General features: G+C 46.5%; 17 protein-coding genes. 4 read left to right on the plus strand and 13 right to left on the minus strand.

The features are described from left to right. Positions 1-482: HXXEE domain-containing protein (locus tag AZ66_RS08985; protein ID WP_044354541.1), on the minus strand; the 482-nt coding region annotated here is incomplete at its 3' end. A gap of 133 nt (positions 483-615) precedes the next feature. Further along, positions 616-1,215, minus strand: coding sequence for a TetR/AcrR family transcriptional regulator (locus AZ66_RS08990; RefSeq protein ID WP_044354542.1), 600 nt, complete (start codon positions 1,213-1,215; stop codon positions 616-618). 243 nt (positions 1,216-1,458) lie between these two features. On the opposite strand from AZ66_RS08990, the gene AZ66_RS08995 reads away from it, so the two are divergent. From AZ66_RS08995 to AZ66_RS09005, 3 genes are all read left to right on the plus strand, one after another. After that, positions 1,459-2,217 (plus strand): DeoR/GlpR family DNA-binding transcription regulator, encoded by a 759-nt coding sequence (locus tag AZ66_RS08995; protein WP_044354543.1) that lies wholly within the window; start codon positions 1,459-1,461, stop codon positions 2,215-2,217. 22 nt (positions 2,218-2,239) lie between these two features. Then, positions 2,240-3,514: an NUDIX hydrolase N-terminal domain-containing protein gene (locus AZ66_RS33500; protein WP_044354544.1), complete on the plus strand. Its 1,275-nt coding sequence runs from the start codon at positions 2,240-2,242 to the stop codon at positions 3,512-3,514. Between the two features lie 90 nt (positions 3,515-3,604). Then, on the plus strand, positions 3,605-4,183 hold the full coding sequence (locus tag AZ66_RS09005; protein ID WP_021259568.1) for a thymidine kinase: 579 nt from the start codon (positions 3,605-3,607) through the stop codon (positions 4,181-4,183). A 77-nt stretch (positions 4,184-4,260) separates the two neighbouring features. Here the strand turns inward: AZ66_RS09005 and AZ66_RS09010 are convergent, their stop codons facing one another. Together AZ66_RS09010 and AZ66_RS09015 are read right to left on the minus strand one after the other, a co-directional pair. Continuing rightward, positions 4,261-5,292 carry a polysaccharide biosynthesis protein gene (locus AZ66_RS09010; protein WP_231586790.1) on the minus strand — a complete coding sequence of 344 codons (1,032 nt, stop codon included), beginning with the start codon at positions 5,290-5,292 and terminating at the stop codon, positions 4,261-4,263. A 210-nt stretch (positions 5,293-5,502) separates the two neighbouring features. After that, the gene (locus AZ66_RS09015; RefSeq protein WP_044354545.1) at positions 5,503-6,750 is read right to left on the minus strand and encodes a hypothetical protein; all 1,248 of its coding nucleotides are present in this window, start codon (positions 6,748-6,750) and stop codon (positions 5,503-5,505) included. Positions 6,751-7,104: 354 nt separating this feature from the next. Between AZ66_RS09015 and pepV the strand changes: the two genes are divergently transcribed. Continuing rightward, on the plus strand, positions 7,105-8,538 hold the full coding sequence (pepV, locus tag AZ66_RS09020; protein WP_044354546.1) for a dipeptidase PepV: 1,434 nt from the start codon (positions 7,105-7,107) through the stop codon (positions 8,536-8,538). A 69-nt stretch (positions 8,539-8,607) separates the two neighbouring features. Here the strand turns inward: pepV and AZ66_RS09025 are convergent, their stop codons facing one another. The 9 genes from AZ66_RS09025 to AZ66_RS09065 all read right to left on the minus strand — a co-directional run bounded on the left by AZ66_RS09025 (position 8,608) and on the right by AZ66_RS09065 (position 16,005). After that, positions 8,608-8,973, minus strand: coding sequence for a YybH family protein (locus AZ66_RS09025; RefSeq protein WP_021259572.1), 366 nt, complete (start codon positions 8,971-8,973; stop codon positions 8,608-8,610). Between the two features lie 439 nt (positions 8,974-9,412). After that, positions 9,413-10,438, minus strand: coding sequence for an ATP-binding protein (locus tag AZ66_RS09030; protein WP_231586791.1), 1,026 nt, complete (start codon positions 10,436-10,438; stop codon positions 9,413-9,415). Positions 10,439-10,518: 80 nt separating this feature from the next. Next, positions 10,519-10,875: a PAS domain S-box protein gene (locus AZ66_RS30490; RefSeq protein ID WP_044354548.1), complete on the minus strand. Its 357-nt coding sequence runs from the start codon at positions 10,873-10,875 to the stop codon at positions 10,519-10,521. 453 nt (positions 10,876-11,328) lie between these two features. Continuing rightward, a complete protein-coding gene (locus AZ66_RS09040; RefSeq protein WP_044354549.1) occupies positions 11,329-11,748 on the minus strand; it encodes a hypothetical protein in 420 nt (139 codons plus the stop codon). Positions 11,749-11,832: 84 nt separating this feature from the next. Then, positions 11,833-12,567: a MerR family transcriptional regulator gene (locus tag AZ66_RS09045; RefSeq protein WP_021259575.1), complete on the minus strand. Its 735-nt coding sequence runs from the start codon at positions 12,565-12,567 to the stop codon at positions 11,833-11,835. A gap of 19 nt (positions 12,568-12,586) precedes the next feature. Then, positions 12,587-12,901: a DUF4870 domain-containing protein gene (locus tag AZ66_RS09050; RefSeq protein ID WP_044354550.1), complete on the minus strand. Its 315-nt coding sequence runs from the start codon at positions 12,899-12,901 to the stop codon at positions 12,587-12,589. Positions 12,902-13,268: 367 nt separating this feature from the next. Beyond that, positions 13,269-14,111, minus strand: a complete 843-nt coding sequence (locus AZ66_RS09055; protein WP_231586792.1) for a DNA alkylation repair protein — start codon at positions 14,109-14,111, stop codon at positions 13,269-13,271. A 214-nt stretch (positions 14,112-14,325) separates the two neighbouring features. Then, on the minus strand, positions 14,326-15,255 hold the full coding sequence (locus AZ66_RS09060) for a manganese-dependent inorganic pyrophosphatase (RefSeq protein ID WP_021259578.1): 930 nt from the start codon (positions 15,253-15,255) through the stop codon (positions 14,326-14,328). 117 nt (positions 15,256-15,372) lie between these two features. Continuing rightward, entirely contained in the window at positions 15,373-16,005 is a 633-nt protein-coding gene (locus tag AZ66_RS09065) for an NAD(P)-dependent oxidoreductase (RefSeq protein WP_044354551.1), read from the minus strand. Between the last annotated feature and the right edge of the window lie 238 nt (positions 16,006-16,243).

The following is a 16,243-nucleotide window of genomic DNA, read 5'->3' on the forward strand; positions in this document are numbered from 1 at the left end:
GCTACTCCCGTCGTTGTAATATGAAAAACATACCAGCACCCAACAGGGATGTGCAAGACCAACACAGAGAAGAGTCCGGGATTGTAGAGAGATCCTGCCTTACGATTTGCGAAAATACCATGCCAGATCAATTGAAAGAACCCCATGAATATAGGAGCAACACCAAGCCATATCACTTCAGGGAACAAGACGGGCAGCAAGTAAAACCCATAAGCAATAATCAGGTTAATAATCATAGCCGAATGCGGGTTCAGCGGATAATTGTGAGGATGCTTGCTCTTGAATAGAACTGCATTGAATAAGCCCCCGAAGTATCCGGGCCACCGATATTCTTCGAATTGGTGAACCAGAATCGCCACAAAGCTCAACCACAGCATCACCGTGATGTCAGGAATCGCAGTTCCTCTTACCAACAAATAGACACATACCATGATAGCAACAACCATTCCGAGATCCTGCCAATACTTTCTGAGAACATCCATCTCGATTGCCTCCTATTCGCAGGGACACAGCCTCTGCATGTGTAATGGACTTCATCAATATTGCAAGGTTGCTAGGTTCAAGAACGAGTTACTTCTGGAATTGCATCATTCAAGCAAATGCAAAAAATCATGATTACAATCTTGCATCTCGATGGAAATAGCGTGCAAACAACAAGTCGATCTGTGCTTCGACAGGCGCAACTGCCACTCCCGTACCCGATTCAAGAAGAGGCTTCATTAATACAGGGAGAAACACAGCACCGAATAGCTGCATCATCATCATTATTACTACTTCACGATTGTCCTCGCGCGTAATCTCTTGGATTGTATGCTGAACTTTATCAAACCCGACAGCTTGTAGAAAGTGTCCATACTCTTGCTGAGAGGCAAACATGGCAGAGCCAGCAGTTATCGTACGTGAGATAATCGCTGGATATTGTTGAATGACCTGCACATATTGAATCAGGAACGAGCGCAGTCGTTGCTGAGGCTCTATGCTGCGATCATCAAGAACGTTGAACGAGCTGCGGAAGCCCGATAACAATATTTTGATTGCCTCATTGATCAGAGCATCCTTCGATCCGAAGTAGTAATTGATTAGTGCGATGTTCGTGTTGGAGCGCGACGCTACCTTGCGAATCGTAATTTGCTCAAATCCTTCCTCCTTGATCATATCCAGGGCCGCATTCAAGATCTTTTCCTTTGTCTCAAGCGACTTATCAGGTTGTTTCATTCCTAATCCCTCCCGCCCGTAATTTAAACAATGTTTAAAACGTTGTTTAACCATATACTACCACTCCTGTTTTATCCAATCAACCCTAATTTGATCCAGACCCCACATTCGCAGCTTCAGATGTATGTCTTTGTTGCATATCCAAGTTTTTCACACAAAGTAGAGCTTATTTTCAAAAAATACTTACATGTACTTGAAATATCACTTACATATACTTAAAATCAGAAGTATGAGGTGGAGAATATGTACCAAGAAGAGCGCCTTCTGCGCATATTAACGCATTTAGAAGAGCAAGACACGATGACTGTCGGAGAAATCTGCGCGATGTTCGGCATTTCCAGGGACACGGCAAGGCGTGACATCGTGAAGCTGACAGAAAGCGGTGCCGTGACACGTACCCATGGAGGAATTACGCTCCCCCGGCTGGAACAGAAGATTGAAGCCTATGCTGCTCGACTGCATAATGAACCGGACGGCAAGATGCGCATCGGACGCCATGCCGCTAAACTTGTTCTGGATCACGACATGGTCTTTCTGGATGTATCGACCACGGTGCAATGCATCATACCGCATCTAAAGCCTGCTCACGCAACCGCCGTGACCCATTCGATTGATAATGCTTGTATGTTAGCTGATCAAGCCACGATACAGACCCATCTATTAGGAGGCATCGTACAGCCGAAGACAAGACATTTATCTGGCTACTCGACGCTAGACAAGCTGCGTGATTTCCAATTCGATAAGGCGTTCTTAGGCGCAGCAGGCATCTCGGAAGCAGGCATTTATTATCATTATGAAGAAGACATATATATGAAGAGAGAAATTGTTAGCCGTTCAAGACAGACAATCGTACTTGCGGATTGTACCAAGCTCGGACACACCCATTACTATCGAGGGCTATCCTTGTCCGACATCGATATTCTCATTACGAACCAACCACTGTCGCCTGAGTTAGCCAATGCGATGAAGGCCAATCATGTGCAAGTGATCATAATCTCTTAAACCATCAAGGAGGATGAATGCAATGATACGAGCCGTTTTGTTTGACTTTGACGGGACACTAGCTGATACCCTGCCATTGACACTTCATGTGTTCCAAGACATATTCAAGCGATATGACAATCGAATGGTATCGAAGGAGCAAATTATTGCGATGTTCGGCCCGACGGAAGAGGGCATATTGACTGCAAATATGAAGTATAGAGGTCTTATGCCTTCTGCAATCGAAGAATATTTTGAACTGTATCGCAATTGGCATCCCAGCCTTGTTCATGCTTCACCAGCAATTATTCAGATGCTGCAGCATTTGAAGGGGCATGGCATATCGATCGGCATTATTACAGGCAAAGGGCGGCGTGCGTATGAGATTTCCAGTGAAGCGCTCGGCTTGACTAAGTATGTAGATATCGCCATCACAGGTGATGAAGTGACGAAGCCGAAGCCCGATCCTGAAGGCATCCACGCTGCGCTGGAAGCACTACATATTCGCGCCGACGAGGCGATATGGATCGGTGACAGCAACGCTGATATTCAAGCCGGCCTTGCCGCTAACGTGCATACGATAGGAGCTAAATGGTTCGATACTGTTCAGTCCGCCACATTCGAGACAGCTCCACATGACATCTACTCGAAGCCAGCAGAGCTTATCGAACTGATCGGACAATCGGTAGAGAACCCAGCTCTCGATTGGAAACAGCTGCATTGGGCCAAGCGGATACAAGCTCTCGCGCAGATCGGCTTAACGTACACAGAAAACGCTTACGACCGGGAGAGGTATGAAGAATTGCGCGACATTAGTGTCGATATGATGGCTAACTGTGCTAAGGTAGACAAGGAACAAATCCGGCAATCCTTCGCAAGCGATACAGGTTACGCAACGCCGAAGGTAGATGTCCGGGGTGTCATCTTCCGTGATGGGGAGCTTCTGCTCGTCAAGGAAAAGGCCGATGGAGCATGGTCTCTTCCCGGTGGATGGGCGGATATCGGGTTCTCTCCATCTGAGGTTGTTGTGAAGGAAATCCAAGAGGAATCCGGCTTCCAAGCAAGAGCCATCCGATTGCTTGCCGTGCTAGATAAGCGGTTCCACCAGCACCCGCCTGAACCGTTTCATGTGTATAAATTATTCATCTTGTGTGACATTATCGGAGGGGAAGCTGCCAGCGGCACAGAAACGAGCGAGGTAGGCTTCTTCTCCGAACATGCGCTGCCGACATTGTCGGCTGAACGCAATACGGAAGCGCAGCTGCGCTTAATGTTCCAGTTGTACCATCATCCCGAACAATCCGTGATCCTGGACTAAGCAGCATATCCATTCTCTGTTCCTGTACCTGAGACGCTTCCTGTGCTATTCTATAATCTCATCAACAAAGAATGGAACGGAGTGGCGAAGTTGGCTCAGTTATATTTTCGATACGGCGCAATGAATAGTGGGAAATCCATTGAAATATTGAAGGTCGCCCATAATTATGAAGAGCAAGAGAAATCCGTATTGATCTTCACCCCTGCTGTAGATAATCGGGACGAGAGCGGATATATATCTTCTCGCATTGGTCTGCGCCGACAGGCAATTTCGATCCATGAAGACACTGATTTATTTGAGATCGTACAGCATCATGAAGGCCCCATTTCCTGCGTGCTGATTGATGAAGTGCAATTTTTGGATCATGCTCAAATTATGCAGCTTACCCGCATCGTCGATGAGCTCGATATTCCTGTTATGGGCTTCGGATTGAAGAATGACTTCCGAAATGAGTTATTTGAGGGCAGCCGTTATATGCTGCTGTATGCGGATAAAATAGAGGAAATGAAAACGATATGCTGGTTCTGTGAACGCAAAGCAACGATGAATCTACGCGTTGACGCACATAACCGTCCTGTCTATACGGGTGAGCAAATCGTAATCGGCGGTAACGATACGTACTATCCGGTATGCCGGAAGTGCCATAAAAATCCGCCATTGCAATCCTAGAAACTTAGAACGCCCTTGAAGCCACATGCTTCAGGGGCGTTCTCGTGCTATACATAGAAACCTTCCATGACGCTTGATTAGTCCCGTGAGCCTTGAGCTTGCTTGGATACGTGCACCTCATACAACAGGCCGCTATCAAACAGCAATTCACGTATCTCTTCCTTCGTCATTCCCCCCTCTGCAGATGTGTATTCTCCCACAGCCATAGAAGGATACGACGCATAATGCTCATGCAGTCTCGGCATGCCTAATAGAGGAAGAACGATCAAATAAGAATCATCTGCCTTCACGGTATGTCGGCTCTCACTTTCCGAGATGAGAATATCATGAATCTTCCCTTTGCCACTCGACGTTGAACCTGTAAAAATAATCTGTACATCCCCCTCGCCACACATTTCTATAAATACCTCAGCCATATGCACTAGAGCGCAGGACGGCATCTTCGTCGTGTACAGCTCACCGCCAATTCCTGATTGCAGCGCCTTCAGCAATAAGGCGACTGCCTGCTTCATCGGCGTAAAGAAACAGGTCTTCCCCCGATCCATCATACTAACAAGCTTCTTATTCTTGATCTGATCCAGCAGTACATGAGGTACACTCCCGTGTGTCCCTAGAACATTACTGCTGCGAACAGCGATAAATCTCGTGGATTCGCTTACGATGTTGGCGTTCATTATTACATTCTCCCCCATCGCCTTCGTCATTCCATAGCAGCTCGTAGGCTCCACGGCTTGATCCGTCGATGCAAATATAACCGCCTTAAGCCGATTCGCAATAGCGGCCTCAATCACATATTGTGTACCGACCACATTCGTCTTCAACGCTTCTTGCGGGTGTTCCTCACAAAAGGATACATGTGTGAGCGCAGCGAGATGGAAGATATAATCGACCCCTTGGCATGCCTGATGGAGGGAGTCTTGATCGCGCACATCGCCAATCCAGAACGCCAGTCTTGCATCCTCAAATTTGCGGCTCATAATGAACTGGCTCGTCTCATTGCGCGAATAAACGATGATGCGAGCAGGACAATGCAGCAATAATTGTTCAACGAGGGCATAGCCCAATGAACCGGTTCCGCCTGTTACTAGAATCGTAGCATTAGCTAACACGCCGTTCCCTCCTATAGACATATGTTGCTGGTGCAAAATGAAGATTATACTACTTATAAAATGCACCCATAGATAGAAGGGTTTGGACAATCGATAGGTAGGCATCGAAAATAGGCCGCTTCATCCCTACCCGAGGACAAAGCAGCCTCCCTTATCGACTCATGCATGTGCAAACTAGCAGAAGTTAATCAAGATTACACTGCCGGTTCTCTATTGCGTCATAAACGCATCTATAAGTGCAATTCCTTCCTCTATATCGAAACTCAACTTCATCTTCGCGCCCTCCCCAATATCCCGGTCGCGGCTTATTTCCTCCATCAAGTTGTTCAGAACCTCACGCACCGATTGAACACTGTTCTTATCCCACTGCTTCACTTGACGCACAATAGTCGACATTTGGTCGATCCATTTCATATAACGATTTGCCGCCTCTCCCTCTATCCCCTGAAGCGGGAGGTAAATCGTGCGTATCTTGCGTGATATCTGTTCAAGCAGCAGCGCTACTGGTTGAGCAGAACGATAGTCTGGAAGGAAGGCCGGACTTCGATATACGCCCATCCACCATTGCCATTTCACCGTTCCATTGAAGAAGGATTGTTCATCCACAATGACAAATCCAGCAGTATGTAGTGCTCGCCTCTTCTGAACCAGCTGTTCCACCGGGCCCGCATTCTTACCAATCTCTATGAGATCCACGTTCCATACAGGATGATCCGTTAAGGCAGCTCCCAGTTTACCAGATCCGCCATTCTTCATCATCCGATCCCGTTCTTTGTTGTCTGCTGTCAGTACCGCAAGCCCCAGCTTCGCACCTTCCTCTACATAAGCTTGCACAGGATCAAAGGCTGCCTGTTTCTTCAGCATTGTCGATTGCATTGTCTCCCCGAATGAGTGTGATGCTCCCGATGCAAGATATACAGCATTCAAATGCGCAGATTTTATCTTCTGAAGGTGATCCCTTACCTGTTCGATACTCGACTCAGTTGGTTGTACCCATACGCCGCGAATTTCTACTATGCGCGATTCTAAGCTCAAATAATAAGCCTCCTGAATCCAGCCTTCAAGCTCTGCCAGCTTCTCACCCCGCTCCTTCTCACTTCGCTGCTCGTCCTTCCATTCCGACGCAGCCAAGGCCGACTTCGCTAGCATGAGTTTATTCTCTATGCTAGCATACGGCACATCTAGAAATTGACGTTTCACTTCCTTGAAGCGTTGTTCTATATTTGCGATCTGTTGCTTCCCCTTATCTACACGCACTTGTACCTGTGCCGCGTCCTTGATATCGGCATTCCCCTCCTCAGCAATACCTCCAATCTTACCTTCTGTCGACACGAGCGTTCCGTTCACGATTCTCGTATTCGTATCATGTCCTGCCGCATGTCCGAGTGCCCCTCCGCTGCCCGCTATCCACATTCCAATTAGCACACTTATTCCTACCTTCTTCGTAAGCGCTTGCATGAAGTTTCGCCCCCTCGCACCGTTTAATATGAATGGATTGATAGATAATATGCAAGTACCACCTTATCGATACATAACTAAGCTAGTATTTCTGCTCGGAGATCACATCATGCTCGGTATTGCCGTGAGTGATTGATACAGGGCGCCTGTCACCAATATAAACATCCGCCAACATATTCTAGGTGGCGCTGAACCCTACAATCTCTGCGATTCGCCAGCTCCCTGTATGTTGTTACTGGACTTACCTGTTATAATTATGCCAAGGCGGCAATCATATGTTCATGGATGAACGTCGCATATACACGACCACTATTAACACATGTTCAATTTTCAATACAAAAGGAGTGCGGCTTGATGAACTGGATGGAAGAAGTATTGAAGCGCAAGGACGATCTGCTGCAGGATCTGAAGGGGTTGCTCAGCATCGAAAGTGTGAAGGATGCCAGCACGAGTGAACCTGGCAAGCCTATGGGACAAAATGTAGCTCGCGCGCTTGATTATGTGCTGGACATGTCCCGTCGCGACGGATACCGTGTGACGAACCTGGACGGATATGTAGGCTACGCCGAATATGGCGAATCAACGAGCGGCGAATATGTCGCAGCACTATGCCATGTTGACGTTGTCCCTGCAACCGGACATTGGACAACCCCGCCATTCTCCCCTGACATTCGTGAGGGCAAGCTGTTCGCGCGTGGCGCCATTGATGATAAAGGGCCAACACTTGCAGCTTATTACGGCTTGAAGATTGTGAAAGAACTCGGCTTGCCAATGAAGCACAATGTGCGCGTTATCTTCGGTGCAGATGAAGAGAGCGGGATGGAATGCATGAAGACCTATACGAAGCGAGAGAAAATGCCGCTGTACGGCTTCGCTCCAGATGCCGACTTCCCAATTACACATGCGGAGAAGGGTCAAATCAATACCCGCTTCCTGCTGAAGCCGGACACCAATTCTGCTTCCGAGCGTCAAGAGGGGCAGCTTGAGCTCGTATCCTTCCATGGCGGCGGTGTTGAGAACATGGTGCCGGAATCTGCAACAGCAACGATCTCTGGCGATGCTGCTGCTCTTGCAGAATTGGCAGCCAAGTTCGAGAGCTATTACACAGAGCAGCAATTGAAAGGCTCTTCCGAAATGAATGGCAATCAAATGACGCTCAGCCTCAAAGGGAAATCCGCCCATGGCATGGAGCCTCATCAAGGCATCAATGCTGCATTGAAGCTGTTCGGATTTTTGCGTTCGTACTCCTTCCAAGCCGATGCTGACCGCTACATTCGCTGCGTCGATGCTTATTTGACGGACGATCACTTGGGCAGCAAGTTGGGCATTGCGTATGAGGATGACATTACAGGACCACTAACCGTCAATGCAGGTATTTTCGAATTCGGAGCGGACAAGCAGCCATTCTTCCATCTGAACATTCGCTTCCCAGTCACACAAGATCTACCGACGATTCTGGATACATTGGCAGCGAAGATGGATGCATTCGGCTTCCTCGTAGAGGAGCCTGACTTGAAGGATCCGCATCATGTCGATGCAGAGCATCCAATGATCAAGGTGCTGCAGAAGATTTATGCGGAGGAAACACAGCTTGAGCCTACCTTGCTGACAACAGGCGGCGGTACATACGCTGCTTTCATGGAATATGGAGTCGCATTCGGCGCCTTGTTCCCAGGAAGAGAAGAGATGGCTCACCGCGTAGACGAATACATTGAGATCGAGGATTTGTTAAAGGCAACCGCCATTTATGCGCGTGCCATTTATGAATTGGCGAACTTGGACGCATAACAAATAACAGAGGTGTCATCCTGCTGAATACCATCAGCGGTTGACACCTTTTTTACGTAAGAGACATCCTTATTTCAATGCACTCAAATGTTCATGCACAAGCTTCCATTCGCCACCAGTTTGCTTGAACACATTGGTCGCTCTTCCGCTCCCTGCTGCCTGCTTCCCTTGATAAAGGCCGCTCCACTGATACGTGTACAAACAGACAGCCGTCTGTCCATCCACTGCGATCCACTCCACATCTGTCGCACAATAGACTTCATCCTGAATCACTTCCCACGCATGTTCGAAATACGCCCTAATCTCAGATATCGTTGAGCAGGAACGATCCGAGAACCAATACACTGCACCATCATCCAAACATGCTTGTACATTTGTAAATTGATGTGTATTTGTCGCTTCGATGTAACGTTCCAATGCTTGCTTATAGCCCATTGAACGATTCCCCTCCCACTAATCTTATCCCATTATTTTCAACAACCAATTCGCTGGAATCAATCCAAAATTCTTGTCCCCATCTCAATCGCAAGCTTCCATGTACCTGCTTCAAATGATTGGAATCCTCAACTTCTTGTGGTAAGGTTTCGTTAGATGATAGTAGGATTGAAATCATTCACAGCAAGCCATGCACGCTTGCATGTTCATTAACATCTTGCCACGCAATATCCGGCTACGAATACAGGCCGCATCGAAGGAGATACTTGAAACGAATACAAGAGAATGAGGGTATAATCTATAATCTGGTACGGTTAGTATCATGGGAGAGCCGAAGGAGAATATCGCAAAATATTGGGAGTCCTTAGATTCGATGATTGCAAATACAGCAAAGCGATAATACGCAACAAGGTCAAAATAGCAGAAAGGGAAGAAGTCGTTACACAGTGTCTTCCCCCTCCTTGACCTGGACAAGCGGCAATCGAATGATAAATGTGGTCCCTACACCAAGCATACTATCCACCTCAATGGAGCCCCCGTGCTTATCAATAATATTATAGCTCACCATTAGCCCTAGCCCGGTCCCCGTATCCTTCGTCGTATAGAAAGGCTGACCCAGTCTGCTCACTTTATCTGCTGGAATCCCACAGCCTTCATCCTGTATGGATATGGCCGCATAGTCGCCCTCGAGCTTGGCTCGTACATAAATGTTGCCGCCCCCTGACATCGCTTCGATCGCATTTTTGATCAAATTAATGAACACCTGCTTAATCTGATTCGGTTCACAATCAACCCATAGCGCCTCTTCCGATAAATCGGTTACAATATTGCTGTTCTTCAAAGTGGATTGCACACTCATAAAGGCGATGATTTGTTCCATGAGATGGATCAGATCTGTCCTTCGACTATTCACCACATTTGGCTTCGCCAGAATGAGCAGCTCATTGGCAATTACTTCAATGCTCTTCAGCTCGGATTCCACGATATCAAAATACTGTTCCTTATCTGTCTTCATCGTACGCATCAGCTTCAGGAAGCCATTAATCGAGGTCAGTGGATTCCTGATTTCATGGGCAATACCTGCTGCAAGCTGCCCCACGATGGACAACTTCTCGGACTGCAGCATTCGCTCCTCTTCCTTATTCCGATCGGTTATATCTTGATAGACCCCTATGGTCGCCTTCTCCCCATGAAATGTCGTAGGCAGCGAGAAACCCTCAACCCGCTTCATTTCTCCATTTGCACACCGGATATCATATTTTACTGGCCCGAGCTTAATACCCTCCCGATACTTGCGTCTTCGCTCATACACAAGATTGTGATTCGTAGGCTCTACAATATCAAGAACAGGCTTACCAAGTATATCCCCTGCTTCATTTGTACAAATTAAGTTCATAGAGGCACGGTTCATATAATGTATAATTCCATTATGCGTCACGATGACAGCGAGGGGCAGCAGCTCCAATAACGATTGGAAGGAATCCTCCTTCTCCTTCAGGATCGCTTCTGTCTGCAGATGTACTCGTTCTGTCTGTTTGCATACCGTTATATTTTGAAATTGAGAAAAAAGAAAAGCGGCTTGCCGCTCTTATCCAGGACAAGCGATACGGTAAGCAGCATCCATATCACCTCTCCTAACTTGCCTATGTAACGTTTCTCAATATGAAAAGATGAGATCTGCCTGTCCAGCAGCTGCTGAATATGTAGAATGCTCTCTTCCAGATCGTCTGGATGGGTAATATGCTGATAGTCCAGAGAGAGCAAATCACATTCTGTATAGCCGATCATATCGCATAAGGCATGATTTGCTTTCATAAATCGTCCTTCTAGCGAGACAATCGCCATCCCGATCGATGCATTGTTAAAAGCTAAATCGAACATATCAATTTGCTCCAAATGCATGTAAATCTCCCCTCCAATTCATCACAAACCCACAATTACCCATTTATTATTATAAAACGCTCTTCCTATCATCATCAATTAAAATCTTGTCAAAGCTTCTTATCCGTTCTTTCACACCTACTCTTGTTAGGTAGGCTACAAAAAAAGATGCATGGAATTAGCATTTTATGCTCTGTTCCATGCATCTCTATATGATTCGTGGCCGGCTAGGCTGCAAATTGAATTATTTCAATGCTCCGTCAATCACCATTTTCTTCAACTGATAAAAGGCCGCCTCCGGACAGGTACCAGTAGTTTGGATTTTCTCAACAATGTACTGGAATTCATGCGGTTTCCTACCTCTGTTCATCATCTCATGCACCCGCATCGGCAGGAATGACAGCAGACGCTAGATGGTGCTATATAAATCAATCCCTAGCAACACCAGCACGCCTGTGCCAATCCCCCATGCTGCTACACTGATCGTCTGCCAGAACATAATGTTACGTTTATTCGCATTCGAGAGTACACATACGAACACCCCAATATGATTAGCTCCAATAATGGGTCCAAGCAGGGATAATCCAGGTACTCATAGGAATGGAAATATCGCTGCGCCTTTTGAAATCGTCTGTGATGCAAAGATTTTGCTGTTGGTGTAGATGTTGCAACTCTTGCCCGAATTACTGCTGAGCCCATAACGATAGCCATCACCGACAACCAGTTCCCGACGATGCCTAACACGATCGTGGGAATGGCAGGCAGATTCAACAGAATTCCTACAGGCACCGCAACATGCGCCTCCAGAAATGGAATCAACGCGATGATAAATATGGCCAAGTACTGATATATAATATCGATTTCTTTTACACGATGAAACAAATCTAGTATCATCTCTGCTCCCGACTCCTTCGCCTGCAACTTCTACTTCTACTTCTATCTTTTATTTCACAATTTTGCTTCGTACAATGCCTCATTCTATTGCAGCCTAGTCATTACTTGGAAAGCTTCCATCAGAAAATGTTGTTCCTCTTCAGTAAAAGGAACAAGTATATTGGCATGCTTGGCAGGACTGTCCGGCTTGGCCTGAGAACTTGAATCTATCTTCGATAAGGTATATTCGTACAGCTCCATAAATCGCTTCATGAAGGATTGTGACTCATACGACGCCGGGTTCACTTGATTTGCCACGAATTGCTTTAACTCGGTAATTAGGGAGAAATAGGTTCGATCCAGCTCCACCCGCTCTGCTTTTCGAAAGTTATAGATCGAATTTCCCTGTACACTGTGCGGCTCCAAATGCTCCTCCTCCCATAAAATCGAATGCACAATGAAGCAGAACAACCGCAAATCAATAATTGGATGATCCGAAATGATCGTCCCCATATGATCCAATTGATCCATCATGAGCTGAATCCGCTCCTGCTCCGCTAGAAGCTCCTTCTTCTTGAACGCAATAACACTGCGAATATGTGCCTGTTCTACCTGCGGCTTGTCTAATAACTCTGCGATGTCTCTCAAGGAGAAACCAATGAACTTCAGTGCCTGAATTTGCTGCAAGCGGCTGAGATCATCTGCATTGTACAGCCTATGTCCGCCTTCTTTGTAATCACTTGGTGTTAGAAGCCCAAGCTTGTCATAGTATCTAAGCGTTCGAATGGTAATACCAGTGCGGGCAGCCAGCAGCCCGATCGTCAGCATGTCGGTTGTCATGGGGTAACCTCGATTCTGTCTACTTTTTCAGGTAAGGAATGGCTGGATAACGATAGGCTTTCTTATGCGCAATCCTGATCATCGCATATAAAATGATCACCGTTTCAACAAGTAAGACTGTATACTTGAACCATGGCGGCAGTGCATAGCTCACAATAAAGAACGGCAAAATGGTTAGATGAAAATTCAATGCTGTGCGGCTAGCATCACGATAATACGATTCTGTCCTCCTTGTCACGAGGAACATCACAAGAGGCGGCAGGACGCCAAGAATTAATGAGATGGCCAGCATCAATTGGACGATTGCAATTTCTTTGCGTGTTGGCTTGTTCATCGATTGTCACCTTTCTACTTAGATTTCTCAAGTACTAGCATAAAAGGTGACGCGAGTAGAGGTTCAACCCCTCAAATGTAAGTTTTCATTCGATAATAATCAAATAATAAGGAACAGCGCAAAAAGAAGGAGGGATACAAGAAAAACTGTACAGACCGAACAAAGGACAATTCAGAGGAGGCTTCGGAGATAGATTGATAGGGGTAAACTGAATCGAAAACGGAAATGAGAATCGAGCGAGTACCTAGAGATTGGGAATAGTCGCGAAAGAATGGGGAAGCGGATCAAAATAAAATATCCGCCGGAGAAGCTGCCAGCGGATACGATAATATATCGTTAAAGTCGACCAAGCTGCTGTTCTGGTCTGTTATGCCTGCTTCTGCAAGGTTCGCTGAGCCTTGCTTACAATTCGCGCTGTTGCCTTCGAGTCAGACTCATTCGTCCAGCGCTCGCACAGCTCTCTTACCCAGTCTGGATTCGTCTTGCTTGCATCATTCAGCCAATTGCCAACCGAATCCTGCACATACTTCGCCGGATCAGATTTGAGAGGCTCTAGCAGCGGAAGTGCCTGCCAAGGGCTCTGCTTCAATGCCTCAATATGCTTCGTCCACACGCCTCGTGGACGCGTCGCTTCCGTAGCGAATCTACGTACATTGGCATCTGCATCGGTTGTCCAAGTGGATAAGATGGATATGGCCTCCGACAAATTCGACTCGATATGAGTGCGCACAGCCATCCATGCAATCTCCCTAACGCCAAAATGAGAGTCTGCTGCAAATCGGTGAATACGTGACAATGCTTCGTCGATAGACATGGAGTCATCACCGTCTGCCATGTAAGCCCCCCAGCATCGAACGGAATCTGAGCGATGTTCGGCGATCGCCATAAATGGCTCTGAATCTGTGACGGGCGCATCCTCGGTGCTGCAAGATTCATATAGTCGCTGCCCGATGAGACGTATCGCCTTCATGCCGCGCATACTACTATCCGTTTCCTTTATTTCTAGAAGCAAATCGGGAAGCTTCTTCTCTAAGCCAACTTCCGGCAATACATGTTCCAGCAAAGTAATATGATCCACTGCCAGCCACTCTGTTAAATTCACGCTTTCTATCATTCCTGAATGTAATAGCTGCTGGACTTCAACTGGAATATTTGCTTCTTTCGTTGCACCTTTTCGCTGCAAAATCGTATCTGGGATGGAACAATCCAATTCAATTTCCTCCTTTACATCAAGACGAGTAAATCTGGCTCATCATATAGAGAACATATCCCTTACGTATTCTACAAATGGAAATGGATCCCTCTATCCTGTTCCCTTCCCCTCTGTTCTCTAGCCTCCTCATAAAAAAACGACCGTTTCCCATAAGGGAAACAGCCATTGTATAACAGATGAACCTCATCTGCTTCATATAGGATGACATCAATTACTTGCTAAGCGTATCTGTCAGTACAGGCACGATTTGCTTCTTACGGGAAACAACGCCTTTCAGCAATGCTGTATTGTTTTCCAACGTAACATTGTACGCTTTCTCAACTGCGTCTGTCTTGGAACCAAGTGCCAGCGCTACAGAGTCACTGTTCAAGATATCTGTTACCACGAATACGAAGAGGTCAAGACCTTTCGTTGCGATAATGTCGTTCAAAGCCGCTTCCACTTCAGCTTGACGGGACAGTACATCGTTCACGTCTACTGCGTTCACTTGTGCGATTTCAACCTTGGAGCTGCCCATGGAGAATTCTTTCGCATCAAGGGAGATCAGCTCAGCAATTGTTTTCTGGCTCAAGTCAGCACCAGCTTTGAGCATGTCCAATCCGTACTTCTCAACGTCTACACCAGCGATCTCAGCCAGCTCACGAGCAGCTGCTACGTCTTGCTCTGTGCAAGTTGGGGATTTGAACAACAAGGAATCGGAGATGATTGCGGACAGCATCAAGCCAGCGATGTTCTTGCTGATCGTTTTGCCGTTTTCTTTGTACATTTTGTTCAAGATCGTCGCTGTGCAGCCTACAGGCTCAGCACGGTAGTACAATGGACCGCTTGTCTCAAAGTTCGCAATGCGGTGGTGGTCGATAACTTCAAGCACTTCCACTTGTTCGATATCGTTTGCACTTTGCTGACGCTCGTTATGGTCAACAAGAATAACCCCTTTTACTTCATTCGCTACCGTCTCTACCAAACGAGGCGCTTCTGCTTGGAAGGTATCCAAAGCAAATTGAGTTTCTCCGTTCACGCTGCCAAGACGAACCGGTTCAACGTTGAAGCCCAATTGTGTTTTCAAGTCTGCATATGCGATTGCGGAGCAAATCGTATCGGTGTCTGGATTTTTATGTCCGAAAATAAGTACCTTTTCCATTTCGCTAACTCCCTTTTTACACGAGATTTGTAGTGAGAAGAGTATAACGTAGATCGTCTTCTTCATTCAAGATTATACCGCAAATGTTGGTAAAATCCCATTCCATTAGTAGGAATATTATTGTGAAATAAACGGTGTTTTTCGTAGAAAAGCAGCGTCTTGTACTTGATCTACGAGAAACCGTGCAATATGGCTATTTGATATTTTCGTACCCGGCATATCATATTGATCAACCTTTACTGACTTCATGACATCGCGTTCATGCACGAATGGCAATCGCACAAGCGTCCAATCCACATCGCTCTCCCGAAGCACACTGAGCTCCCGCTGCCTGTCCCGAATAAAGTCCCCATAAAGTAAGCGAAATAAGCGTGCGCCCATTCGGTTCATCCAGGACTTGCGATCCCCTTCAATATCAAGTGATCCTCCTGTAACCCCAATGTACCTTCGAATACCTGCTTCCTTCATTGTTTCCAACAAACGCATAGTCACTTCACTATAGAATGGCTTGTCCCGCATCGGTTGACCAAAAGTATTAATCACGGCATCACTTCCCGCCAAAAGGGAATGAATCGCAGTTTCGTCTGATACGTTTCCTTCTATTATAATGGCGTGCGGTGACTTCAATTGGACTCGCTCTGGACGACGAGCTAGAATGCGAACCGAATATCCTTGTTCAATTGCTGTCGCAGCCACATGCTTCCCTACTGTACCTGTTCCTCCTACGATCGCAATCGTTTGCCTAGACAATATCCTTCTCCCCCATTCTTAGAAATACCAATACTCTTTGATACGTGTCCATCCATATAATGATCCATATTTTTCATATTCATGCCATACTTCCCCCACCATGCCATTCTGACGCCGAGAAGTTATTCCGGTTCTGCCTTTACAATACCTTATCACCCGCTTGATGTTGGTTTAACTTTGTTTGTTTATGATTAGAGGCGTAAACAGAAGGAAAACAAAACGAAAACTAAATGAAAAA

It is taken from the genome of Paenibacillus sp. E194 (assembly GCF_000935845.1).
In the GTDB taxonomy this organism is placed as follows: Bacteria; Bacillota; Bacilli; order Paenibacillales; family Paenibacillaceae; genus Paenibacillus_B; species Paenibacillus_B alvei_B.

Coding starts and splice junctions, on each gene's coding strand:
- pepV (WP_044354546.1), top strand. CDS start 7,105: ATGAACTGGATGGAAGAAGTATTGAAGCGCAAGGACGATCTGCTGCAG.
- AZ66_RS09015 (WP_044354545.1), bottom strand. CDS start 6,750: ATGCAAGCGCTTACGAAGAAGGTAGGAATAAGTGTGCTAATTGGAATG.
- AZ66_RS08995 (WP_044354543.1), top strand. CDS start 1,459: ATGTACCAAGAAGAGCGCCTTCTGCGCATATTAACGCATTTAGAAGAG.
- AZ66_RS33500 (WP_044354544.1), top strand. CDS start 2,240: ATGATACGAGCCGTTTTGTTTGACTTTGACGGGACACTAGCTGATACC.
- AZ66_RS08990 (WP_044354542.1), bottom strand. CDS start 1,215: ATGAAACAACCTGATAAGTCGCTTGAGACAAAGGAAAAGATCTTGAAT.
- AZ66_RS09045 (WP_021259575.1), bottom strand. CDS start 12,567: ATGACAACCGACATGCTGACGATCGGGCTGCTGGCTGCCCGCACTGGT.
- AZ66_RS09025 (WP_021259572.1), bottom strand. CDS start 8,973: ATGGGCTATAAGCAAGCATTGGAACGTTACATCGAAGCGACAAATACA.
- AZ66_RS30490 (WP_044354548.1), bottom strand. CDS start 10,875: ATGCATTTGGAGCAAATTGATATGTTCGATTTAGCTTTTAACAATGCA.
- AZ66_RS09050 (WP_044354550.1), bottom strand. CDS start 12,901: ATGAACAAGCCAACACGCAAAGAAATTGCAATCGTCCAATTGATGCTG.
- AZ66_RS09060 (WP_021259578.1), bottom strand. CDS start 15,255: ATGGAAAAGGTACTTATTTTCGGACATAAAAATCCAGACACCGATACG.
- AZ66_RS09040 (WP_044354549.1), bottom strand. CDS start 11,748: ATGATACTAGATTTGTTTCATCGTGTAAAAGAAATCGATATTATATAT.